We start from the raw sequence: 23729 nt of genomic DNA on the forward strand, positions 1-23729 counted from the left end.
CGATTGGTTACAAAACTGTTACCTTTTACTACAAAAAATTTATTGCTCAACTTAATTTAAATAGTTAACAATAAAAGTAGGCTTTAATTACAATAAATTCATTAACATACCATTAACACTATTGGTGAAAAGGTAGTAGAATTAATAAGATTAAAACAACCATAACTAGACAAGTAGGCAATATGAATAAAGAAAGTGCGAATAGTTTAACTCGCCGAATAGTAATTGGCATGATAGCCGGTATTATTCTAGGCGGTATATTTCAAGCAATGTTACCTAAAGATGGTGACCTTCTGATCCCTCTCTACCTTTTTGATTTTTCAGTACGTGGCTTCTTCGTCGATGGTATATTCGAAATAGGCGGAAAAATATTTGTATCAAGTTTACAAATGTTAGTGGTCCCTCTGGTTTTTGTATCACTTATTTGCGGTACATGTTCACTCAATGACACATCCAAACTTGGTCGCATTGGTGGTAGAGCTGTAGGGTTATACTTAATGACCACAGCTATTGCGATTTCAATCGCTATATTAGCAGCCTTGTTAGTAGCGCCAGGTGAAGGTGTAAATATGACCGCTGATGTTACTTATGGTGCAAAAGAAGCGCCATCACTAGCACAAGTTATTATTGATATGTTTCCAAGCAACCCATTTGATGCCTTTGTACAAGGTAATATGTTGCAAATTATCGTGTTTGCTTTACTGTTTGGTTTATCTGTTGCATTAGCGGGCCCGGCTGGCGAACGTGTTGCAAAACTTTTTGAAGACTTCAATGAAGTGATCATGCGCTTAGTTGTTATTTTAATGAACCTTGCCCCTTACGGCGTGTTCTGTTTAATGACGACTTTATTTGCTGAAATAGAAATGAGCACAATTATAAATTTACTGGCTTACTTCTTATTAGTATTGGGTGTTTTGATTATCCATGCATTAGTAACTTACCCGGTAATTTTAAAAGCAGTAACCGGTTTAAACCCAATTATTTTCTTGAAGAAAATGCGTACAACTGCCCTATTCGCATTTAGTACGGCAAGTAGTAACGCTACTATTCCTTCAACAATGAATACAACAACTAAAAAATTAGGTGTCGATAACTCGATTGCCTCATTTACTGTTCCTCTTGGCGCAACTATTAACATGGATGGCACCGCAATTATGCAAGGTGTTGCCACAGTGTTTATCGCACAAGTGTTTAACATAGATTTAAGCGTTGGTGACTTCTTAATGGTTATTGTAACCGCGACTCTTGCCTCTGTAGGTACAGCAGGTGTTCCTGGTGTTGGTTTAATAATGCTTGCCATGGTATTAGCCCAAGTAGGCTTACCTGTAGAAGGAATTGGTTTGATCATTGGTGTTGACCGTTTATTAGACATGGTGCGCACCGCAGTAAATATTACAGGTGACTCTATGGTTACAGTAATTGTTGGTAAATCTGAAGGTCAATTTGATGAAGAAGTATTTAACTCGGTTGATGACACTAGCCGCGACCGTATTGATTTCCATCACTTGAAAGATCAAAAGCTCGATTAGTTTTCACTCTATAAACATAAAAAAGGCGCTATATTTAGCGCCTTTTTTGTATCTTATCCTAAGTCCTAAGTCCTAAGTCCTAAGTCCTAAGTCCTAAGTGAGAATAGTTAGTTTGAAATTATATAAAGCTTTTCAACTAACTTACTTACAGATAATTTTATTCGTGCAAATTTTTGGCCGGTTAAATCTCGTTCTGCTTTCTTTGTTATCTTATAACCGTCAAATAAACGCATAACTTCATCTTCACTTATTGAAAACGGCGGCCCTTTAATCTCATCTTTAGGAAATTCTAAGGTTAATAAGAACACTCGAGTATTTTCTTTGATAAAGGTTTTAATATGTTGTACATACTCAACCCGCATAACTTCAGGAAATGCTATTAAAGCAGCGCGGTCATAAATCCAGTCAAACGGTTGAAATTGTTCAGCACTCAAAGCAAAAAAGTCGCCCTGATAAAGTTCAATATTGCCTTGTTGGTATATATTAAACGACATGGTTTCTTGTACTTGTGGGGTAAGGTGATTTTCTTGAAAAAAATCTCTACAAGCAACGGCACTTAATTCATTGCCAATCACTTTAAAGCGATCAGCAAAAAATAGTAAGTCTGAGGTTTTACCGCATAACGGCACAAATACTCGACTATCATTTGGCTCAAGGAAACTTGGAAAGTATTCAACTAATAACGGCTGTAATTCATCTTGGTGAAAACCGATATGGGTATTATCCCAACAGTCATGCCAAAATTGTTGTTTCATAATTACCCTATATTACATCGTTATCCTGCATTACTATTGCAATGCAGGAAAGAAGTGTTTTAGCTTGGAAAAATTCGATTGTTTTGCCAAAGTTTGTTCACCACACTTTCTACCGAAACAGAAGCAGCTTTACCAAATTTTTCAGCAATGCCTTTTTTAACTTCGTATTTAATGGCTATTACTTTACGCTCTTTGGAAGCTTGCAATAAGTAATCATCACTAGTTTGAATATCATCAACTAAGCCAAGCTCTTTCGCCTTTAATCCAAACCAATGCTCACCAGTAGCTACTTTAGCAACATCTAATGATGGACGATGCTCACTAACAAACTCTTTAAATAACACGTGTGTTTCTTCAAGTTCTTCGACAAACTTTTCACGGCCTTTATCAGTATTCTCACCAAACATGGTTACTGTGCGTTTAAATTCACCGGCAGTAAATTGTTCAAAATCAACATCATGCTTTTTCAATAATTTATTAAAATTAGGTATTTGCGCAATTACGCCAATAGAGCCAAGAATAGCAAACGGTGCAGAAATTATTTTATCGGCAACACAGGCCATCATATAACCGCCACTTGCAGCTACTTTATCTACAGAGGCTGTTAATGGAATACCTTGTTGGCGAACTCGGTCAAGTTGCGAAGAAGCAAGACCGTAACCGTGTACCATTCCGCCGCCACTTTCTAAGCGAACAAACACTTCATCGTCTTTAGTAGCTACCGCTAAAATAGCGCTTATTTCTTCACGAAGACTATTTACTTCACGAGCGTCAATACTGCCTTTAAAGTCAACTACGAATAAACGATGCTTGGCTTCACTCTCATTGTTTTTATCAGCTTTTTCTTGTAGCTTTTGCTGTTTTTTTAATTCTTTTTCGTGCTGCTTAAATTCTTCTTTGCTAAGCAAGTGTTCAGTCATATGATGTTCTACATCTTCAAACTGCTCAGACAAATCAGTAATGTCTAATTCGCCCTTTTTGTGTTTTTGTTTATGGGCGGCACCTGCGATTGCGGCAATAATAGCAATAACGGCGATAACAAAGGTGATTGCTTTGGCAAAAAATAAGCCATATTCATAAAGAAATTCCAAGTAAGTTCTCCTAATACTTGAATGATTAAAATATATATAAATGTATTTTTACATGATTAGCTATTCTAAGAAACAAAAAAGGAGGCGAAAGCCTCCTTTTTTAACATGTTTTTTTGTGTCTAATTATTACTTAACAACAGCTTCATCAGTGATCACAATAGCTTTGGCTCCAGAGGCAAAGTAAGTTGCTATTTGCATTTGCATCTCTTGAGTGGCTCTTGCACTAAGCTCAGCATCCATAGACTCAGGTCTAGTGCCAGGCCAAACTAACGAATTATGGTGACCATTCAGGAATTTAACTGCACCAGATATAGTGCCTTCTTCTACCATTGTAGTTTCTGACACTGTAGATAACTTTAATAATTGATCAATTAGTGGTGTTGAACCAGCTAAAGGAGCGCTTGCTACACTAGTAACAACACCTTGATCAGATAAGTTATCCATATCATCACCAACAATTTCGATAGTGTGTAAAGGAGTACCTGTATCTACTAATGTTTTTGCATAGTTCATCATATCAGCAGAATCAGTGATTGTTTGAGCCGCAAATACAAATTGTTCAAATGCACCGTTCAATTCACCTAATGCAGGGTTTTCAGATGCTACGAAATCATTCCAAAACGCTTCCATTTGATCAGGTGTAGGTCCGGCTTCACCGAAAACACCGTCAACTGCGGCTTTAAAATCAGCAGACTGGCTATAGGCTAAACTAAATTTCGCTAAAGGTCCGAATGATGGAGAGTCCATAACAACATTAGCAGCTCCACCAGTAGGTGAAACAAGTGATGCATTTTGGATTGCAAATAGAGGGTCAACCATAGGATCAAGAGGAGTATTGGTAAGCGCTAAAAAGTTAACACCAGTCATTGCACCAAGAGAGTGACCTAAATAATGAACTTGAGTTGCATCAATAGGAGCATTACTAAAGTTTAAGCCTAAACGTAACGCTAAAGTATCGGTAACACTTTGTTTAACATTATCTCGCATTTGTAATAATGCACCAATATTCATGTAAGCAAATGGATTTGCACCAGCTTCTATGTCCATATTGCCATCCATGTCTAAATCATAGCCACGGCTACCATGCAATGGATGATCAATTGCCACACTGGCAATACCGTTTAATGATAACGCCGCAGTGACCGGTAACATAAACTCTTTATTACGGGTAAAACCATGGGCTAAAATAGCCACTGGCCAACCATTCTCAGGAGTTGAGATTTCTTCTAATCCCAAAACATTCACTCTGATATAGTTTACCATATCAATATCTGGCACTGTCATTTGTACATCGACAGTTTGCAGCTCTTCAGCCACTTTAGGTATTGAGTTATATTTGGTTAGATTTCGTTCTTTATCAATGGGCGTATCTATACCATACGCAGATAAATCCCAATTACTAGTTTCCCGTAATGCACCACCACTTAATGCCATACATACGCCGTCATCTTTACTTTGTGGCTCTGCAGGTATTGCTTCTGGTATTTGACCAGAAAGACCGGCTAGTGTAACACCAGAATCACATAATGCTTTCCATGGCACATTAATTGGTGCCATAGGATTTTCCATTGAAGGCTCAGTGAAATAATTAGGAATACTAACTTTTCCGGAATAGAGTTTAGCGGTAGAATATAAACCAAACTGATCTTCACTAAGAGGAGCAGCTCCTAATTCGGTAAGCATCATATTTAAAGCATCCGCAGCAGTTAAAGTTGTATCTTCAACAATAACTGACGGTGGCGCGAACAGAGCATTTTCAGTTAATGAAGCTGCTAATAATTGCTTAGTCACATTTAGAACATCACCTACAGACTGAGTAGTCATGGTCATGGTATAAATAATGTCTTCTTTATTAAGTCCAAAACCTTCAGCTATATTTTCATAACTGTTAGTTAGTTGCTGTAACCCAGCTTGTTGAGGATCGGAAAGTGGCGCAGTCTCAATATCTTGTTTGATTATATTATAAGTAACCGAACCATTTATTGATTCACCATTGGTATCTTTTAATTTATTTGTTAATGCAACTATATAACTTGTTCTTGGCTTTAAAGGTTTAAGCGGAATAATTGCAAGGCTGCTGCCCATAGCTTGCACGAAGTAATCTTCAGTTAATATCAATTCTTCAACCGGTTTACAGCCAACAAGTGGCGCGACTGCAGCACAATCGGCGTCATCAATACTAGCGCCTAATACAACTTCATAAATAGCTACGGCACCAATATCAAATAATGATGCAGGATCTAATGATACACCATCAGCAAATTCAAAATTTAATACGAATGGTTGATTAGTTGACCAGCCGTCAAGTGCGTTTGCCGCAACGAATGGGTTAGAAAAGTCAGTAGGATCACCACCATTAAGGGGAATATTTAATGTACCGTCTTGGGTATCAATAAACATTAGATCATTTGGTGGAGCAACATCTCCAGCAGCTGGATCAAAACGAACTCTCGATGCTTTACCAAAACTAGAACTTGTGCCTGTGGCACTTACTTCATTATTTTCTTTTTCTATGTCAGCTATTGTTTCATCGTCACAGCCAGATAAGCCAAGAGCACTCGCTATTGCGAGGCCAATTAGTAGTTTTTTCATCTTTTCTCCCCAGAAGAATGTTATATCATCGCTTGCTGTTATTATTTTGTTAGCGAATAGTTAATTTATAGTTAACTAGTACGACCAGTTGCATTTTATAAATATAACTTACCGTATCATTTATCAGTTTGCTACATTTTTTTACAACTTCCAACAAATTAAAAACAAATCACGGAAAAATTAATTTTTAAAATATTCTCGAAAGCTGCTTTCAGTACAGGTAGAATAGCGCCAATGTAAATTTTTAGACTGATTAACTATGTTCGATTATCAAGCTCAACCTAACTGCCTGCAAAATAAAACTATTTTAGTAACTGGCGCCGGATCCGGCATTGGTCGCGCCGCAGCCATTAACTACGCAAAATTTGGTGCAACCGTGGTTTTACTCGGTAAAACTGTTAAAAAACTTGAGCAAGTTTATGATGAAATATTAAACTTGGGATATCCTGAACCGGCAATTATTCCTCTTGATATGAAAGGTGCAACTGCTCAACATTACAAAGACATGGTTTCGACGATAGTTGGACAACTTAAGCAAATTGATGGCGCTCTTTTAAATGCTTCGATATTAGGCGAATTAACACCATTCACTCAAATAAGTGCACAAATTTGGGATGATGTGATGCAGGTAAACCTAAATGCGCAAATGCAGTTGGCACAAGCATTAATTCCGGCTATGACTCAATCTAGTTCAGCCTCACTTATTTTTACAACATCAGGTGTAGGTAATCAAGGTCGTGCATTTTGGGGGGCGTACAGCGTTTCAAAATTTGCTACCGAAGGTATGATGCAAGTTATCGCTGATGAGTATGAAGGTTCAAGCTTACGAGTAAATGCCATTAACCCTGGGGCAACTAAAACAAGTATGCGTGCTAGCGCCTTTCCAGCTGAAGATAAAAGTTTAATTGCCGAGGCTGACGATATCATGCCGCTTTATTTATACTTGATGAGTGATGATAGCAAAGCGGTAAATGGCCAACGCCTTAACGCTCAGTAACTTTTAAAGGGGTCAGTACCCTTTAATTGTTATTGAAATTTAAAGGGTACTGACCCCTTTAAATTCCTTTAAGCTTTAATTGCTTTGGTGATCCTAGGATTACCACCAAAGTCGTTAATGGTTTCAACTTCTTCATAGCCATATTCAGCAAACAATTCTTGTACTTTGTTAGCTTGTTCAAAACCATGTTCTAAATACATTTGGCCATTTTCACATAGGAAATCTCTTCCTACGTTTATGATATGTCTAATATCAGCATAGCCATCATCTTTGGCAACCAATGCCGATTTTGGCTCATAGCGTATATCGCCTTCAACTAAGTGCTTATCGTCTTCAGCTATATAAGGTGGGTTTGAAACTATCACGTTAAAACGTTTATTTGTGTCAATAGCTTTAAACCAATCACTTTGATAAATTTCAACATGGGCCAAATTAAGTTGCTTTGCATTGGTTTGGGCAAGTAGTACTGCATCTTGGTTATATTCAACCGCTTCAATTTGCCACTGTTTGTGCTCGCTCGCTAACGCTAAAGCGATTGCTCCCGTGCCAGTACCTAGGTCTAATAAGGCAAGTTGCTCTGTTGGGTTATTATTTAACACCTCTTCTACTAGAATTTCAGTATCTGGTCTTGGTATTAACGTACATGGAGCTACTAAAAAATCTAATGACCAAAACTCGCGTTTACCTGTAATAAAGGCAACAGGCTCACCTTCGACTCTTCGTTTCACAAAACTATCAAATAAAGATATTTGTGTTTCAGTTAGCTGTTTTTCTGGCCAAGTAATTAAATAACTTATTGGTTTATCAAGCACGGAAGCCAATAAACTCTGACTGTCTACTTTTGCATCATAGTCATTTTCAAATACTAAAAAGCAGCGTTTCGAATAATCGAAAAGCTGCTTAATAGTAGTTAAACCCGTAATACTCGAGTCTATATTAGTTGTTGGCAAAATAGTCTCTAATTTTGCTCGGCAAGAGCCGCAAGTTGGTCCGCTTGGTTTTCTTGAAGAATTGGATCAAGTACAAGTTGTAAATTACCTTCAATAACTTCACCCAAGCGATACAGCGTTAAGTTAATGCGATGATCGGTCATTCGGCCTTGTGGGTAGTTATAAGTACGAATACGCTCAGAGCGATCGCCACTTGCAACTAAGTTGCGACGAGAAGACTCTTCTTCACTTCGACGCTTTTCATCTTCAGCTGATTGTAGACGAGCTTGTAATACCGACATCGCTTGCGCGCGGTTTTTATGCTGTGAACGTTGATCCTGACACTCTACAACAACGCCAGTTGGGATATGGGTGATACGAATAGCCGAATCTGTTTTGTTAACATGCTGACCACCAGCACCTGAGGCACGGAACGTATCAACTTTTAAATCAGCTTTATTAATTTCAATCGCTTGTGATTCAGGAATTTCCGGCATTACCACTACAGTACATGCTGAAGTATGAACGCGACCTTGCGATTCAGTTTCAGGTACTCGCTGAACACGATGACCGCCACTTTCAAACTTCATTTGGCCATAAACACTATCACCAGCAAGTTTAACGATTATTTCTTTATAACCGCCCTGCTCACTTTCATTCATATTCAGAATTTCAGTGCGCCAGCCTTTCTTCTCGGCATAACGAGTATACATACGGTATAAATCACCAGCAAAAATAGCCGCTTCATCGCCACCAGCACCAGCTCTGATTTCAACAAAGCAGTTATTGTCATCATTAGGATCACGTGGGATCAATAGAATTTGCAAATCGCCGGTTAATTTTTCAATTTCAGCTTTAGCATCTTTGTATTCTTCTTGAGCCATTTCTCGCATATCAGGATCTTCATCCTTCATCATGTCTTGTGCCATGGCAAAGTTATCTTCGGCTTGCTTATACTCACCAAAAACTCTTGTTACGTCTTCTAACTGCGAAAATTCTTGAGATAAAGCTCTAAATTTGTCTTGATTGCCAATTACTTCAGGATCAGACAGTAGTGCTTGTACTTCTTCAAAACGTTCTACTATTATTTCAAGCTTTTGATATACAGATTCATTCATTTAATTATTATCACCAAAATGGTTATTTTGTAAGGTTATCTTCAAACAGTTATTGTTTAATTTAGTTATCTTTCTTATCTAAATCAAAAACATCGTGAAGATAAATAATTTTATCTAGTTCGCCGCCTTGTGCAGCAGACTGTAATGCGCGAGTTGGAGCGTGCATTAAGTTATTGGTTAATTTTGTTGCCAGTTCAGCAATAACAGCATCGGGGTTTTTATTATTTTCAAGTTGTTGCTTGGCTTTTAATAATAACTCATCACGTTTACTCATACATTGATTACGATAGGCGATTACCGCATCTTGAGTATTTAATCCACGAAGCCATGCCATAAAGTCATCGGTTTGAGTAACAACGATTTTTTCAGCTTGGTCTGCCGCTTTCCTGCGGTTTTCCATATTTTGCGCAACAATACCCTGTAAATCATCTACCGTATACAAAAATACATCTTGAAGTTCGCCAACTTGTTCTTCAATGTCTCGAGGTACGGCAATATCAACCATAAATATTGGACGATGGCGACGTTTTTGTAATGCCGTTTCTACCATGCCTTTACCAATAATAGGTAATGTAGAGCCGGTTGAGCTTATGACAATGTCCGCATCTGAAATATGTTCAGGTATTTGCGCTAAGGTTATTACTTCGGCGCCAATTTCTGTCGCCATTTTTGCAGCACGTGCGACAGTGCGATTGGCAACCGTTATTTTACCCACTTTATTATCGTATAAATGCTTAGCAACTAATTCGATAGTTTCACCAGCGCCAATAAGCAACACTTTACTTTTTTCTAGTTTAGCAAAGATATGTTTTGCAAGACTTACTGCAGCAAAAGCAACTGAAACTGCACTTGCGCCTATTTCAGTATCTGTACGGACTTGCTTAGCAACACCAAAGGTTCGTTGAAACAATCGTTCCATGATCATTTGCATAGAACCTGCAGCCTTAGCTTGGCTATAGGCTTGCTTCATTTGTCCAAGTACTTGTGGCTCACCCAATATTAGTGAGTCTAAACCACAAGCAACACGCATCATATGATTAACTGCTTGCTGATCATGATGCCAATACAAGGTTGGTGAAATCATACTAGCGGGTACGTTATGATAATTTTCTAACCAACCAGTAATACGCTGCTGAACCTCTGCAATAGGCTTATCTTGAACAAAGTATAATTCGGTACGATTACACGTAGATAGAATAGCGGCTTCTTTACAAGAAAGTTCTTCTATCATTTGTTGTAATGCATGAGTCAGATTATCAGGAGTGAATGCCACTTTTTCACGCACAGATACTGGCGCAGTTTTGTGATTAATTCCTACAGCAAAAATGGACATATTAAAATATAAATAACCTGTTAATATAAAAAACCAATCTTAAGCTTATTTTTAAACTCAGATCTTCAACCGATGAAATAAGTTAGAATTGACTAACAATAGCTAATTAAGCTAAAAAATTTTATCATAGTGGTGCTAATTTTACGAAATTACCGCGCTGATTGAAAGATGCACCACAAGATAACAACAAAAAAACAAAGGTTTTTATCAAAAAAATGTTAAAACACAGCAAAAATAGCCCTATTGCTTTGATGAATGCTTTAATTTTTATCTTAGTCACTACGTTAACAGCTTGTAGCACAACAAAAGTTGCAACAGATCAACAATTGTTTCAAAACAAAAACCAACGCGCCAATCAGTTAAGTGAACTTACTGATTGGACAATAAAAGGGAAAATAGCTTTTATTGAAGGTGATAGTAAGCAAAGTGCAAATTTGTATTGGCATCAAACTAAAAATTCTACTAATTTAAAACTCACCACTTTTTTAGGGGTAAATGTTTTATCACTCAATTCAACTGGCGATGTTCATACTTTAAAAGCCAATGGAAAAACCTACCAAGATGATAATTTGGAAGATTTATTGAACCAGGTTTCAGGTATTCGCTTACCTGTTAATGCATTGGTTTATTGGATAAAAGGTTTAAAAGCACAAAACGAAGATCAAATAACTTACTCCGAAACAACAAATTTACCGGAAACCTTAAATGCTTGGGTAAATAATACTTATTGGCAGTTACACTATAAAAAATACAATTTAGTTAATAACTTACGTTTGGCAAATCAATTAACGATTAAGCATCAGCACTTAACCATAAAAATGGCCATCCATACTTGGGAACTTAATTAGTGAACAATTCTTTTCAACGTTTTTCTTCAGTTGCTAAAATCAATCGATTTTTACATATCACCGGGCAACGCAGTAATGGCTATCACGAACTGCAAACCATTTTTCAATTTCTTGATTTTGGTGACGCCCTTGAATTTAAAGTTAACAGCAGTGGCGAAATAAATTTATTAACTCCTATTGAGGGAGTAAGTAACAACAGTAATTTGATTGTTAAAGCGGCTAAACTTTTACAAATAAAAGCAAACTGTTCATTAGGCGTTGAAATTAAACTTGAAAAACAATTACCTATGGGCGGTGGCTTAGGTGGTGGCTCGTCAAACGCAGCAACTACTTTGCTTGCTTTGAATAAAATTTGGCAACTTAATTTTACAACAGATCAACTTGCTGAGCTGGGAATAAGCTTAGGTGCCGATGTACCAGTATTTGTTCGAGGCTACACCGCTTTTGCCGAAGGTATAGGTGAACACCTTACTCCTATAGACGTTGATACACCTTGGTTTTTAGTAACAATCCCTAATTGTTCAATATCGACAGCTGATATATTTGGCGCAAAAGATTTACCCAGAAATACTGCAAAAATAGACATTAATAATGTTGATATTGATAGATGCCATAATGATTGTGAAAAGTTAGTTATAAAACGCTTCCCGGAGGTTGCCAAATTGATGTCTTGGTTGTTAGAATACGCGCCATCAAGATTAACTGGCACCGGTGCCTGTATTTTTTCATCGTTTATTGATAAAAAATCAGCCGTCCTAGTTCAGTCTAAGCTGCCAAATGGTGTAAGATCATTTGTAGCAAAAGGTTTAAACCATTCGCCTATTTTAGCTGAGCTAAAATTATAAGCTGATGGTTTGGAGTTAAACGTTATTAACTCCTGCTAAAAAATACTTGTTATGATTTAGCTTCTGCTAACATTAAGTTAGCCCAATCGCATTGGATTTATTGTAATAACTGTTGTTATTAAGGTTTAGTGTATTATGTTTAATGATGTCGATGTTTCTGAGGAACTGACAGTGCCTGACATGAAAATTTTTGCGGGTAACGCCACCCCTGAACTGGCTAAGAAAATTGCAGACCGTCTTTATATTACTTTAGGTGATGCAAAAGTAGGCAGTTTTAGTGATGGTGAAATCAGCGTTGAAATTACTGAAAACGTTCGTGGTGCGGATGTTTTTATTATCCAATCTACTTGTGCCCCAACTAATAATAACCTTATGGAACTTATTGTAATGGTTGACGCTTTACGTCGTGCTTCGGCCGGTCGTATTACTGCTGTTATTCCATACTTTGGTTATGCTCGCCAAGACCGTCGTGTACGAAGTGCGCGTGTGCCAATTACAGCTAAAGTTGTTGCTGATTTCTTATCAAGTGTTGGTGTAGACCGTGTCCTTACTGTTGATTTACACGCCGAGCAAATTCAAGGTTTCTTCGACGTACCAGTAGACAACGTATTTGGTACGCCAATCCTACTTGAAGATATGCTAGAGAAAAAACTGGAAAACCCGGTTGTAGTATCTCCTGATATTGGTGGTGTTGTACGTGCTCGCGCAGTAGCTAAACTATTAGACGATACTGACTTAGCTATCATTGATAAACGTCGTCCTAAAGCTAACGTTTCACAAGTAATGCATATTATTGGCGATGTTGATGGCCGTGACTGTATTATTGTTGACGACATGATTGATACTGGTGGCACGTTATGTAAAGCAGCAGCAGCTCTTAAAGACCATGGTGCACGTCGTGTATTTGCTTACGCAACTCACCCGGTACTATCTGGCGGCGCAGTTGAAAACATTAAAAACTCTATGATTGATGAAATGATCGTTACCGATTCAATTCCATTAACTCCAGAGATGAAAGCATTACCAAATGTTCGTCAATTAAGCTTATCAGGTATGCTATCTGAAGCCATTCGTCGCGTAAGCAACGAAGAGTCTATTTCGGCAATGTTTGAAGCATAATTGCTAAGTAAGCGTAAATATAACGCTGGCTTTACAAATAATTTCAATAAAGTGCGCTTTTTAGCGCACTTTTTGTTTGTTAACAGCTTTAAAAATGTTATCATTCGCCGCCTTTTTTAGCTCAGTGCAGGTTAATTCTTGTGTAACGCTAATACAAAGGAAGCCCAATTAGGGCATTAACAATTATTCTTGGTCGCAAAGAATAATTACAAATTTTACTATTAATATAGAGAAATCATTATGGATTTATATACATTAGATGCTGAAGTTCGCACAGATTTGGGGAAAGGTGCGAGCCGCCGCCTACGTCACGCGAACCTAGTTCCAGCAATCGTTTATGGTACAGGTCAAGAACCAGTATCTATTACTTTAGCTCACAATAAACTTTGGCGTGCACAACAAGAAGAAGGGTTTTACTCTCACATTCTTACGTTAAACATCGGCAAAAAGAAAGTTAAAGTTGTAATCAAAGATATGCAACGTCACCCGTACAAAGAACAAGTAATGCACTTAGACTTTTTACGTGTTGATGCTAAAACTGAGTTACACACTTCAGTTCCAATTCACTTCATTAATGAAGAAGAAGTAACTAAAGCTGGTAACATTGTTGTTCACAACTTGAATGAAATCGAAGTTGCATGTTTACCGAAGAACTTACCTGAGTTCATCGAAGTAGATGTTGCAAACTTAGAAGTTGGTCACCCATTACACTTATCTGATATCGCTCTTCCAAAAGGCGTAACATCAGTTGAGTTATCTAAAGGTGAAGACCACGATTCAGCTGTTGTTTCAGCTAGCGTTCCTAAAGCTGCTAAATCTTCAGATGATGAAGAAGAAGCTGCTGAAGGTGATGCAGAAGTAGCAACTGAAGAATAATCGCTGAGGACTCTCCTTGACGACTAATATTCAGTTGGTTGTGGGCCTGGGTAATCCAGGCCCCGAATATACCAAAACCCGCCATAATGCAGGTGTCTGGTTCGTAGAAGAACTGGCAAGACAGTACAATATTTCCCTATCGCCCGATAAAAAATACAGCGGCTTATATGGCAAAGGCCTTATTGGCTCTGAAATTGTCCACTTACTTATCCCTACTACCTTTATGAATCGCAGTGGCAAAGCAGTTGCTCCTTTAGCGAACTTTTTCCGTATCCCGGTAGAAAACATCTTAGTTGCTCACGACGAGCTAGACCTAGATCCAGGCGTTTGTAAAATAAAGAAAGGCGGTGGCCACGGCGGTCATAATGGCTTAAGAGATATCATCTCTTGCATGGCCAACAACAAAGATTTTTATAGGCTTAGGATCGGCATTGGCCATCCTGGGCATAGAGACCGGGTAACCGGCTATGTGTTGGGCAAAGCCCCAGCAAATGAACAAACATTATTAGAGCAAAGCATCGATGAAGGTGCTCGTTGTTTTGAGATCTGGGAAAAAGATGGTCTCAAAAAAGCTCAAAATAGACTTCATACTTTTAAAGCAAGCTAAACGCACAGGAACTTATCATGGGATTTAAATGTGGCATTGTCGGTTTACCAAACGTTGGTAAATCAACACTATTTAACGCATTAACGAAAGCCGGTATCGAAGCCGCTAACTTTCCGTTTTGTACAATTGAGCCAAACACCGGTGTAGTACCAGTGCCAGATCCTCGTTTAGACAAATTAGCTGACATAGTTAAACCTGAGCGTGTATTACCAACAACTATGGAGTTTGTTGATATAGCAGGTCTTGTTGCTGGTGCATCTAAAGGTGAAGGCTTAGGAAACAAATTCTTAGCAAACATCCGCGAAACTGACGCTATTGGGCATGTTGTTCGTTGTTTTGACAATGAGAACATTGTTCATGTTGCTGGTGATGTAAACCCACAAGACGATATTGATGTTATTAACACTGAATTAGCCCTTGCTGACATGGATACCGCTGAACGCGCTATTTTCCGTCAAGCAAAACGCGCTAAAGGCGGTGACAAAGACGCTAAGTTTGAAGTATCGGTATTAGAAAAAATACTTAAACACGTTGAAGACGGTGAAATGATCCGCTCTTTAGACTTAACTAAAGAAGAAACAGCCGCGGTTGCTTATTTTAACTTCTTAACGTTAAAACCAACCATGTATATTGCTAACGTGAATGATGATGGTTTTGAAGATAATCCATACTTAGACCAAGTGCGCGCCATTGCCGAAAAAGAAGGTGCAGTTGTTGTTGCAGTTTGTGCTGAAATTGAAAGTGAATTATCAGAAATGGATGAAGACGACCGTGTTGAGTTTATGGAAGATTTAGGCATAACTGAACCTGGGCTAAACCGCGTAATTTATTCTGGATACAGCTTATTGCATCTACAAACTTACTTTACTGCAGGTGTAAAAGAAGTTCGCGCTTGGACGGTTAAAGTAAATGCCACCGCACCACAGGCCGCTGGTGTGATTCATACCGATTTCGAAAAAGGATTTATCCGCGCTGAAGTAATTGCTTATGACGACTTCGTTACCAATAACGGTGAGTCTGGCGCTAAAGAAGCTGGTAAATGGCGTTTAGAAGGTAAAGAGTACAGAGTTAAAGATGGTGACGTTGTTCACTTCAGATTTAACGTATAGAACGCTTAAAGCGTATCTAAAAAGCTGAACATAGAGATAACCCCTGCTAGTTAGACCAACTAGCAGGGGTTATTTGCATTTAAGGCTCTACAACAATCTTATTTTTAATTACTTTCGGTAGTTTATCCGAGTAAAACTGCTCAATACTGTCGCGTTTTAATTTCAATGTTGGTGTTAATAGTTCATTTTCTATATCCCAGGCATCACTACAAACATAGATAAAGTCTAATCGTTGATGGCTTTCTAACTCACTATTTACTTCATTTAAGGTTATTAATAACTCTTGTTGTATATTACTGTCATGCCTATCTATTCCTTCGCCAAGTACCACTAGCGCAATAGGTTGTTTAAGCCCAAGTCCCATAACGCACACTTGCTCAATAACGCTATTACGACACAACATCCCTTCTATTGGTACCGGTACGACATATTTGCCTTTTGACGTTTTAAACTGCTCTTTAATACGACCAACTATTTTATAAGCACCATCATTAGTGATTTCACCTTTATCCCCCGTGTGAAACCAATTATCAGTAAATTCTTTTTCAGTCGCTTCAGGGTTTAGATAATATTGTTTAAATACCGCATCCCCGCTGATCAAAATCTCTTGTTGCTCTGACAATTTCATTTTTACGCAATCAACAGGGACACCTATTGTGCCAAGTCGGCTGGAAGTAAATGGAAAATTACCACATGATAAACCAGAAGTTTCGGTCATCCCCCAACCTTCGCTGATATTAACCCCTATTTTTTGATACCAAACCAATAATGACTTGGCAATAGGTGCGGAGCCGCTGGCAAACACACGAGTAGCTGACAGGCCCAATTTCAATCGAATTTTTTTCGCAACAAGCTTACCAATAATAGGTAAACTAAGTAGTAATTTGAGTTTCTTGGCCGGCATTTTAATAAAAATTTGCGCTTGAAATTTTGCCCACAGCCTAGGCACTGATAAGAAAAATGTTGGTGAAGCATGTTGTAAATCATCAATAAAAGAGTCTAAAGACTCAACAAAATATACTTGAATGGCAGATTCATAAGCTGCGCATTCAACAATACTGCGCTCAGTAATATGGGCAAGCGGTAAATAAGACATGAATCTATCTTGACGAGAGGCATTAACAAGTTTACAGGTACTATTAGCCGCTGACGAAATGTTTAAGTAACTGATAACGACACCTTTAGGATTACCTGTTGTGCCAGAGGTATATACTATTGACATACAATCATCAGGCGAAGGTGAATGTATTTCATCCAACGGTTTATACGTTGTTAACCAGTTTTGCCAACTACCTTTGCAAGAAGTCGTCGGGTAAGGAAAAGATATGGTAAGAAATTTATCGCTCAAGCTTTCTTCAATTGCATCATAAGAGTCAAGTTTGCCAATAAACATCGCTTTCATAGCACTATGTTCAATAACATAACGAATAGTTTTACTACCCGCTGTTGAGTAAATTGGCACACTAATCATGCCCGCCATCATTATGGCTAAATCAACAATAAACCACTCGGCGCAATTTTTTGAAAATATGCCGATGCGATCACCCTGTTCAAAACCTTGGCTTTGTAACCCCGCCGCAATAGTTCTTGCTTGCTGTTCAACATCATTAAAAGAAAAGGTATGCCAAACACCTTCAATTGGTTGGTGCAAAAAGGCTTCGTCTTGATATTTCTTACTATTATCTAAAAAGTTATGTAGAGCCGTTTGGTAGGTCATGTCCATATCCTATTTTTGTTATAAAAATAGTATAGGTAATTTATGATCAGGTTACAAAGGGGTCGATATTGAATACTAGCATTCGACATTGTAAACCAAGGATATGTCATGCTTGTGTTTACATATCTATGCGCAAAAAAAAAGCGCACTAACTTAGTGCGCTTTATAGATAGAGTGAATAATAATTAACGGTAAATTAAGATTTTACCAACTGAGCCATCTTTACTTTGCGAAGTAACTCTAATTTTCAATCCATAATTAGGAACGTTTCTGCCTGCATCAGGGATATCAGCAGAAATAAACGATGTACTATCATCAAACTCTGGGTTACGTTTGGTAAAGTTATCTGTTAAAGAAATTCCATAACTATCTTTCAAGTCCAATGTAACATTTGAGTCTTTGGTTAAAGAGAAAGTTGCGTCGTGTATTTGATAGCGAGTAGATGCAATTTCTTGATCATTCCATTTATTGCTATGTCTATCGGCATCAACTACACCTAAGAAACCGTCTCCAGGATGTTCACCTACCCAGTTGTTATCAAAGGCATTATCTACATACCATATCAATAATCCTGGTTCGAATGGCAATAACTGCCCAGCAACATTTACGTGAGCTAAGCCAGCATCAATACCATTATGAGTTCTCCACTCTGCTAAGTAATAGTGTTCTGAAAATTTAGATCCTTTGTCAGTAGTAAAACCAAGTAGATTCATTTTCTCAGCATCCATATCGTCAGCATTCGCCGTAAATGTACTGCTATCATCAACGATTAAATTAAGATCATCAACAAAAATACCAGGGTTAGATACGTAACCGTCTGTTTCATACGCCACGTGTACATCAATGGTTTCACCAGCAAAAGCGGATAAATCAAATTCTGCATCAACCCAACCATTAGAGTTTCCTGTTATTGCATTACCTCTATTTTGGTCATTTGGATTTTCGTCAGTGGTTATATTTCCCTTAACGAAAGTCACACCAGTAGAGCTTACTACATACACATAGGCATAATCCCAATCAGCTTCAATATCATACCAAGTTTTAAATGTTAACTTAGCCGAGGATGCCGAGCTTAAATCAGCTGCAAACATCATTTCGTTAAATAAGCTATTTCCAGATCCACTAAAGTATGCATAGTCGCCACTGGTTGGTTGAGTAATAAATGTTTCTTTTTGCGGTAAGTTAATTCTTATCGCATCATTATTTACGCCTTTACTCACAGCTTCATCAAGCAAGCCGGTAAGACCTTCGCCATCAATTTGATCAAATTCTACAGTTGCACCATGCAACCAGTTTCCACCCATAGAATGCTGTAAAGACTCTTTGGCCCAAGCACTAAAGCCAGTTGGTTCTGTACCGCCAATACGGCCAGCCCAACTACCACTAGACATTATTGACCATGAAGAAACAGGTTCACCTCTACCGGTATAATTTGTGTCATATTCATCGGGTAAACCTAAATCATGTCCATATTCATGACTTACCACACCTACAGCACTATCTGCTGGTTGGATGGTATAATCATAGGCAGCCATTACACCGCCCCAGTATGGAACAGATGCATTTGTTCCATCTATTCCAAATACGCCACCCAAATTCCAGCGATGAGCCCAAATGGCATCTTCAGCCAATTGTCCACCACCAGCTTCTTCACCTACGCTTGAATGAAAGATCATTACGTGATCCACTAAACCATCAGGCTCCCATACATTACCATCACCATCTAAATCGTAGCGATCTTCAATGTCATAATCTGCTAAATTTACATCAGGATCAGCTGCTGCATGCATTAAAGCTTCTCTCACTAACGAACGCGCATCGCCATCTTCATTATTACCATAAAATGCAGCATTCTTTTCTGCCATATACCAACCAGCAACTGAACCTTCAACAGAGTAACTGCCACCAGATTGCGCTTCATAGTACATTTTCATTGAATTTGCTTTGTGCCCATTTGGAGCAAACCAACCATTAGCTCCAAATAATATATCGGCATAATGACCTGGTGTGTAATCTTCATAGTACATACCAGTACTTTCAGGAATTATGGAATTATGTGGAAAATCTGGGAACTCAATTAGTAAGGCTAAAACTTTAGCGGTTCGAACACCATCTTCATAATTTTCTAGCATTACAGGTGCTGGTGCATTTTTCTTTGTTTGGCCTAATTTGTTACCTTGCCCATTTGTTAATGAGTGAGTTAACTTATTACCGCCACTAGACTTGAACATTTTTGCAATGTCGAAATCTTGTGCTCCAGCTTTAGCCCGTTCATGCTCTTGGCGTGTTTTTAAGTAGCCATTTAATGCTGCTTCGGCATCATTTAAATTGGCATCCTTTGATATTTTTCCTGATTTCCTTAGCATTTCAATTAACTTATGCTCATTAGCAACAGCTAAATCAAACGATCCTGTACTATGGTTCTCTGCATGTGGCGCTGCATTAGTTACACAAGATAACCCCGCTAGCACTAAAGCTAGAGATACTTTTTTTGAATTAAACATCCAAACTCCCAAACATATTTTTAGTTTTATTTTTGTTTTAACGTGCTGCAATTTACTAAATTGTTTTTAGTAAATTAAAATTAACTACTTGAAATAGTTAACCAGCCAAACGTTAAAAATTTGTTAACAAATTAATTGTTAGCATCTGAGTGTATGAAATAATAAAATTTTATCTAGAACAAAAAGGTATAACGAACATCTCACCCACAGGCCCTAGCAATAAAGGGATGAAACCTTATTCAGATAGCACAAAAAGACAATAAAAGGTGTTCAGGAAAGCTTGATTAAGGTAGTGGCAATTCAAAAACAAACAATATGGAGTACGTCATTATTTAGTTTAAATGGGTAATTACCCACTTTATTGCTTATAAGCATTATTTCTAAGTATTTTAAATAACTGCAGTTAGTTGGAATAAATGTCCAACTATATTTGTTAAACTTTGAAGGATGTTTTAAAGAAATGAATTATAAATGAGTGATTACGAATATTTGAAGGTAAAACGTCCGAGGTTTAACAGAATTATGAGGAGATTTAATGCAAAAAAAGGCAAATTTACAGTAAGCCCATAGGCACTTATTCAGCCTTAAAAAAACAAAAAAAGAGGAACTCAAGCGACATCAGGTAGCCATTGATCGTATTGTGAATATAAAGAATATCTGTTTCCAGAACTAGTATCAGGATCTATATTCAATGTGTCAAAGGTGCCAGAAGAGTCATACGCGATATTAGAAAAAGTACAACGTCATTCCAGCATGTTGTTGGCTGGAAGCTCCTCCAGTTTCAAAGTGGCTGAATCCGGTTGATTTGTGCCATTTGCTGCCATACGATTAGTTAACTTAATTAAGCTTTGAATTATCCTTCCAGACTTTATAAGTGCACTCTGGAAGATTGTCCCTATCAACTTTATCCATTACCAAAATATTGCACCCTAGTCCTTCAGAAAAACCAGATACATCACCTCCTTCTGCACGATACCAACAATCACATTGCTGATTTTCAGTATATAAGTAATCTATTATTATGTCTGGCTCTATGATGGTTCGCTGGTCACCTGTTGTTGCTTTCGTTAAAGCAACTATAAAGATAAGCAATACGACTATCGCAGCAAAAATTACTAGAGAAAATTTAAAAATGGGTAAATTTATTTGCATAAAATATTGAAAGTTGATGGTCTCTTAATCGCTCAAAGCCGCCATAGAGCAGCTTTAAATATTTGTAAATATACAATACATGATGTTATTGTAAAATAACAAGTTTTTAGTAATCGTCCCCGATCACTCAGAGCGGTTAATTATCGTTGTTATTTTATAGAGTCAGAGGATATATCGAGCTTATTAAATATGAAAAATTCAGAAATTAGCCAGTTCATTCACGAATATTGTAGAGCCTTCCGTCCAGGTAATATTAATGAAATAATAAAGTATTTTCATTATCCGACGACCATGCTAGTCAACGGAATGAACTTACATGTTGCAAGCTCTGTTGAGCTGGAACCTTTACTAAGCAGTGGGCTTTCTGATATGAAATCTAAAGGTTTTTCATATAGTAAAATTCAAGATTTATATATCCATAGCTTGTCGGAAAAGATTGCCATTGTTAGTGCAAGTTACATACGATTCAAATCCGACGATACTGCACTCGAAGAAATTGCTGCTACGTACACTATTTTTAACGATTCTGAATTAGGGTGTGGGATAGTAACTATTATTGCCCATGAATTAGATAAAGTGATAGGTAAGTAATATAATCAAACTTTCACAGGCTGCTATGAGCGATAAGCTGCCATTGCTTGCTTAAAAATAAATACACTTGTTAGTGTCTAAGGAAAGACTTTTGAATATTCTTCAAAAAATACAAAACAATAATTTTACCAACCCTATTAGTAGTATCATATTTGCATTATTTAGCATCTGGGTAGCTATACAGCTAGCAGGTTTTTTAGGCAGCATTGAAATGCCATTTAATACCTCTGGTCTTTCAATACTTGGTGTCGCGATACAAGATATTATTGTTTTGGGCACTCCGTATTTTTTATTATTTAGTGCTTTAACAATTATTGGTTTCAAGTATCTTATTAAACCTACAAAATTGTCTGTTATATTATTCTTGTTAATTGTTACGCTTCCATGCTTACTATTAATGAAAGTTTCATACAATAGTTCTAATTACTACCTCTTCGTTAATGATTCTTTACCTATCATCGGGGTGATTTTGGGGCTTTATATATTAAAAACTAAAACTTTAAAGAACTTGTAGTAATTGGCAGCTTTGAGCGAATAACAGCCAGTGAAGTCCACTAAAAAACAAGGATAGTCAGTGAATATAGAAGTAAACCTAACGGAAGAAGACTTTGTTCAATTTAATAAATATGCGTTGAAAAAAGTTCTTTCATCAAAAACCACGACAATTCTATGCTTACTTCAAAATATAGCATCGGGTGCAGTCTTTGGATTGGTCGTTATGACTATATTTAAGATGCTTGAAGGTAAGTCGCATAGCATGTGGAATACAGCCTTATTTTCGGTGGCGACATTATTTTTTCTTTATTTAATAATAATAAAGGTTCAGCAGGCAATCTATATGAAGAAGATGCTACCTAATAAAGATGGATTGGTATTGGGAAGTAAAAAAATAGAGCTGTTAGAAAATGGAATTAAAGAAGAGTCGCAGCTTGGATATAACTTCTACAATTGGAAAGCTGTAGTATCAATTGAAGAAGACAAAAATACAGTATATGTATTCTTAGACAAAGCTATAGCTTTGATTTTTCCAAACTCTAGCTTTTCATCAGAAGAAGAAAAATTAGACTTTTTAACAACGATACAGAATTTTAGCGTTAAATAATATCGCTTTATGACAGGCTCTTATGAGCGATGAACGGACACTGCCTAGTTGGTGGTTGGATTAATAAAGGGATATGTTATGAGCAATGAATTAAGTAAATCAAGTACGGGAAATGAAATAAGTAAACTTAAAATCATTCTCTCCTTTTTAATAGCATTTGGGATAGAAATTTATTTTTTTCCTCTATTTTTTATAGAAAACAACACGCCACTAATGATGATTCCTTTCATTATACTAATGCTTTTCACTTTTCCTGTTATGTACTTAATATTCATAAAGAAAAAGGTTAAAATTGCAATAATCACCACTTTAGTAGGAGCTATTCTTGCCTATATATCGATTCATTTTTCAGTTTCTTATTATTCTTAAGTAGATTTATGAAAATGAACGGCTCCGAAGAGCGAGAAGCGACCGTTTGAACACTCAAATAACTTAGAAAAAATCCACTTCCTTCATATATCTGTTATTAGATAAAAAATTAATAACAAATCAACATACATTCAATAGACTCGAAGCTAAAAGTGGTTATTCTACTAAGAGCGATTAACAGACCATCAATAAAAAGGATTTAATGAATACCGAGGCTAACAAATTAATTGCAAAGCTAAAGCTTCTCTCTTCTCTTTGGATGATTGGTGGAGGCGTATTTATATTTAGAATTTTTTTCCCAGATATAGAGTATTACGGATATAGATTTTATGTGGTTCAACTAGCTAGCTTATTTTTTATAATAGGATTCGTAGGATCTTTATGGTTTATCAAGTGCCCTAAATGTAATAAAAAGCTTATTTTTGATTTAATAAACAAAGAGCATAACTTGGAATTTCCTACTTGGGAAAATGAGATAAGAAGTCATAAATGTTTTTCAAGAAATAATGATAATTTTTAATCAAACACCTAACGCCTAATAAGAGT

The 23729-nt window shown here is 37.2% G+C and carries 22 protein-coding genes; 13 read left to right on the top strand and 9 right to left on the bottom strand.

The genetic code is table 11. From position 1 onward, the window contains the following. Positions 1–182 precede the first annotated feature (182 nt). Positions 183–1529 carry a dicarboxylate/amino acid:cation symporter gene (locus tag RGQ13_RS12705; RefSeq protein WP_348390119.1) on the top strand — a complete coding sequence of 449 codons (1347 nt, stop codon included), beginning with the start codon at positions 183–185 and terminating at the stop codon, positions 1527–1529. Between the two features lie 107 nt (positions 1530–1636). On the opposite strand, the gene RGQ13_RS12710 is transcribed toward RGQ13_RS12705, so the two are convergent. The 3 genes from RGQ13_RS12710 to RGQ13_RS12720 form a co-directional block, all read right to left on the bottom strand. Then, positions 1637–2284, bottom strand: a complete 648-nt coding sequence (locus RGQ13_RS12710) for a thiopurine S-methyltransferase (protein ID WP_348390120.1) — start codon at positions 2282–2284, stop codon at positions 1637–1639. A gap of 59 nt (positions 2285–2343) precedes the next feature. Continuing rightward, on the bottom strand, positions 2344–3375 hold the full coding sequence (gene sohB, locus RGQ13_RS12715; RefSeq protein WP_348390121.1) for a protease SohB: 1032 nt from the start codon (positions 3373–3375) through the stop codon (positions 2344–2346). Between the two features lie 126 nt (positions 3376–3501). After that, positions 3502–5967 (bottom strand): VolA/Pla-1 family phospholipase, encoded by a 2466-nt coding sequence (locus tag RGQ13_RS12720; protein ID WP_348390122.1) that lies wholly within the window; start codon positions 5965–5967, stop codon positions 3502–3504. 259 nt (positions 5968–6226) lie between these two features. Here RGQ13_RS12720 and RGQ13_RS12725 point away from each other — a divergent pair, with 259 nt between their 5' ends. Beyond that, positions 6227–6964, top strand: coding sequence for a YciK family oxidoreductase (locus RGQ13_RS12725; protein WP_348390123.1), 738 nt, complete (start codon positions 6227–6229; stop codon positions 6962–6964). A gap of 68 nt (positions 6965–7032) precedes the next feature. Here RGQ13_RS12725 and prmC read toward each other — a convergent pair whose 3' ends face one another. From prmC to hemA, 3 genes are all read right to left on the bottom strand, one after another. Next, a complete protein-coding gene (prmC, locus tag RGQ13_RS12730; RefSeq protein ID WP_348390124.1) occupies positions 7033–7914 on the bottom strand; it encodes a peptide chain release factor N(5)-glutamine methyltransferase in 882 nt (293 codons plus the stop codon). Between the two features lie 8 nt (positions 7915–7922). Continuing rightward, positions 7923–9011, bottom strand: coding sequence for a peptide chain release factor 1 (gene prfA, locus RGQ13_RS12735; RefSeq protein ID WP_348390125.1), 1089 nt, complete (start codon positions 9009–9011; stop codon positions 7923–7925). 61 nt (positions 9012–9072) lie between these two features. Beyond that, positions 9073–10344 carry a glutamyl-tRNA reductase gene (gene hemA, locus RGQ13_RS12740; protein ID WP_348390126.1) on the bottom strand — a complete coding sequence of 424 codons (1272 nt, stop codon included), beginning with the start codon at positions 10342–10344 and terminating at the stop codon, positions 9073–9075. A 215-nt stretch (positions 10345–10559) separates the two neighbouring features. On the opposite strand from hemA, the gene lolB reads away from it, so the two are divergent. The 6 genes from lolB (at position 10560) to ychF (ending at position 15748) form a co-directional block, all read left to right on the top strand. Continuing rightward, positions 10560–11192 (top strand): lipoprotein insertase outer membrane protein LolB, encoded by a 633-nt coding sequence (lolB, locus tag RGQ13_RS12745; RefSeq protein WP_348390127.1) that lies wholly within the window; start codon positions 10560–10562, stop codon positions 11190–11192. Then, on the top strand, positions 11192–12037 hold the full coding sequence (ispE, locus tag RGQ13_RS12750; protein ID WP_348390128.1) for a 4-(cytidine 5'-diphospho)-2-C-methyl-D-erythritol kinase: 846 nt from the start codon (positions 11192–11194) through the stop codon (positions 12035–12037). Before lolB ends, ispE begins: the two co-directional genes overlap by 1 nt. Before the next feature lie 171 nt (positions 12038–12208). Next, entirely contained in the window at positions 12209–13156 is a 948-nt protein-coding gene (locus RGQ13_RS12755; protein WP_348393408.1) for a ribose-phosphate pyrophosphokinase, read from the top strand. Positions 13157–13396: 240 nt separating this feature from the next. After that, on the top strand, positions 13397–14032 hold the full coding sequence (locus tag RGQ13_RS12760; protein ID WP_348390129.1) for a 50S ribosomal protein L25/general stress protein Ctc: 636 nt from the start codon (positions 13397–13399) through the stop codon (positions 14030–14032). Positions 14033–14048: 16 nt separating this feature from the next. Continuing rightward, on the top strand, positions 14049–14639 hold the full coding sequence (gene pth, locus RGQ13_RS12765; protein ID WP_348390130.1) for an aminoacyl-tRNA hydrolase: 591 nt from the start codon (positions 14049–14051) through the stop codon (positions 14637–14639). Between the two features lie 17 nt (positions 14640–14656). After that, positions 14657–15748, top strand: a complete 1092-nt coding sequence (gene ychF / locus RGQ13_RS12770) for a redox-regulated ATPase YchF (protein WP_348390131.1) — start codon at positions 14657–14659, stop codon at positions 15746–15748. A 79-nt stretch (positions 15749–15827) separates the two neighbouring features. On the opposite strand, the gene RGQ13_RS12775 is transcribed toward ychF, so the two are convergent. The 3 genes from RGQ13_RS12775 to RGQ13_RS12785 all read right to left on the bottom strand — a co-directional run bounded on the left by RGQ13_RS12775 (position 15828) and on the right by RGQ13_RS12785 (position 21121). Next, positions 15828–17465, bottom strand: coding sequence for an AMP-binding protein (locus tag RGQ13_RS12775; RefSeq protein ID WP_348390132.1), 1638 nt, complete (start codon positions 17463–17465; stop codon positions 15828–15830). Positions 17466–17650: 185 nt separating this feature from the next. Further along, positions 17651–19969: an immune inhibitor A domain-containing protein gene (locus RGQ13_RS12780; protein WP_348390133.1), complete on the bottom strand. Its 2319-nt coding sequence runs from the start codon at positions 19967–19969 to the stop codon at positions 17651–17653. An 837-nt stretch (positions 19970–20806) separates the two neighbouring features. Next, positions 20807–21121 carry a hypothetical protein gene (locus tag RGQ13_RS12785; protein ID WP_348390134.1) on the bottom strand — a complete coding sequence of 105 codons (315 nt, stop codon included), beginning with the start codon at positions 21119–21121 and terminating at the stop codon, positions 20807–20809. A gap of 189 nt (positions 21122–21310) precedes the next feature. Between RGQ13_RS12785 and RGQ13_RS12790 the strand changes: the two genes are divergently transcribed. From RGQ13_RS12790 to RGQ13_RS12810, 5 genes are all read left to right on the top strand, one after another. Continuing rightward, positions 21311–21712: a DUF6841 family protein gene (locus RGQ13_RS12790; protein WP_348390135.1), complete on the top strand. Its 402-nt coding sequence runs from the start codon at positions 21311–21313 to the stop codon at positions 21710–21712. Positions 21713–21803: 91 nt separating this feature from the next. Then, complete coding sequence (locus tag RGQ13_RS12795; protein ID WP_348390136.1) at positions 21804–22226, top strand: hypothetical protein; 423 nt, start codon at positions 21804–21806, stop codon at positions 22224–22226. Positions 22227–22286: 60 nt separating this feature from the next. Continuing rightward, on the top strand, positions 22287–22814 hold the full coding sequence (locus RGQ13_RS12800) for a YcxB family protein (RefSeq protein WP_348390137.1): 528 nt from the start codon (positions 22287–22289) through the stop codon (positions 22812–22814). Positions 22815–22892: 78 nt separating this feature from the next. Then, the gene (locus RGQ13_RS12805; protein ID WP_348390138.1) at positions 22893–23183 is read left to right on the top strand and encodes a hypothetical protein; all 291 of its coding nucleotides are present in this window, start codon (positions 22893–22895) and stop codon (positions 23181–23183) included. 202 nt (positions 23184–23385) lie between these two features. Further along, positions 23386–23703 carry a hypothetical protein gene (locus tag RGQ13_RS12810; RefSeq protein ID WP_348390139.1) on the top strand — a complete coding sequence of 106 codons (318 nt, stop codon included), beginning with the start codon at positions 23386–23388 and terminating at the stop codon, positions 23701–23703. Positions 23704–23729 lie beyond the last annotated feature (26 nt).

It is taken from the genome of Thalassotalea psychrophila, from assembly GCF_031583595.1.
Lineage (GTDB): Bacteria > Pseudomonadota > Gammaproteobacteria > Enterobacterales > Alteromonadaceae > Thalassotalea_A > Thalassotalea_A psychrophila.

What these genes read in the sequence shown, in the direction of transcription:
- RGQ13_RS12810 (WP_348390139.1), top strand. Translation starts at nt 23,386, where the DNA reads ATGAATACCGAGGCTAACAAATTAATTGCAAAGCTAAAGCTTCTCTCT.
- hemA (WP_348390126.1), bottom strand. Translation starts at nt 10,344, where the DNA reads ATGTCCATTTTTGCTGTAGGAATTAATCACAAAACTGCGCCAGTATCT.
- ychF (WP_348390131.1), top strand. Translation starts at nt 14,657, where the DNA reads ATGGGATTTAAATGTGGCATTGTCGGTTTACCAAACGTTGGTAAATCA.
- RGQ13_RS12725 (WP_348390123.1), top strand. Translation starts at nt 6,227, where the DNA reads ATGTTCGATTATCAAGCTCAACCTAACTGCCTGCAAAATAAAACTATT.
- RGQ13_RS12720 (WP_348390122.1), bottom strand. Translation starts at nt 5,967, where the DNA reads ATGAAAAAACTACTAATTGGCCTCGCAATAGCGAGTGCTCTTGGCTTA.
- lolB (WP_348390127.1), top strand. Translation starts at nt 10,560, where the DNA reads ATGTTAAAACACAGCAAAAATAGCCCTATTGCTTTGATGAATGCTTTA.
- RGQ13_RS12775 (WP_348390132.1), bottom strand. Translation starts at nt 17,465, where the DNA reads ATGACCTACCAAACGGCTCTACATAACTTTTTAGATAATAGTAAGAAA.
- RGQ13_RS12805 (WP_348390138.1), top strand. Translation starts at nt 22,893, where the DNA reads ATGAGCAATGAATTAAGTAAATCAAGTACGGGAAATGAAATAAGTAAA.
- RGQ13_RS12785 (WP_348390134.1), bottom strand. Translation starts at nt 21,121, where the DNA reads ATGCAAATAAATTTACCCATTTTTAAATTTTCTCTAGTAATTTTTGCT.
- RGQ13_RS12780 (WP_348390133.1), bottom strand. Translation starts at nt 19,969, where the DNA reads ATGTTTAATTCAAAAAAAGTATCTCTAGCTTTAGTGCTAGCGGGGTTA.
- RGQ13_RS12760 (WP_348390129.1), top strand. Translation starts at nt 13,397, where the DNA reads ATGGATTTATATACATTAGATGCTGAAGTTCGCACAGATTTGGGGAAA.
- RGQ13_RS12710 (WP_348390120.1), bottom strand. Translation starts at nt 2,284, where the DNA reads ATGAAACAACAATTTTGGCATGACTGTTGGGATAATACCCATATCGGT.
- RGQ13_RS12705 (WP_348390119.1), top strand. Translation starts at nt 183, where the DNA reads ATGAATAAAGAAAGTGCGAATAGTTTAACTCGCCGAATAGTAATTGGC.
- RGQ13_RS12790 (WP_348390135.1), top strand. Translation starts at nt 21,311, where the DNA reads ATGAAAAATTCAGAAATTAGCCAGTTCATTCACGAATATTGTAGAGCC.
- prfA (WP_348390125.1), bottom strand. Translation starts at nt 9,011, where the DNA reads ATGAATGAATCTGTATATCAAAAGCTTGAAATAATAGTAGAACGTTTT.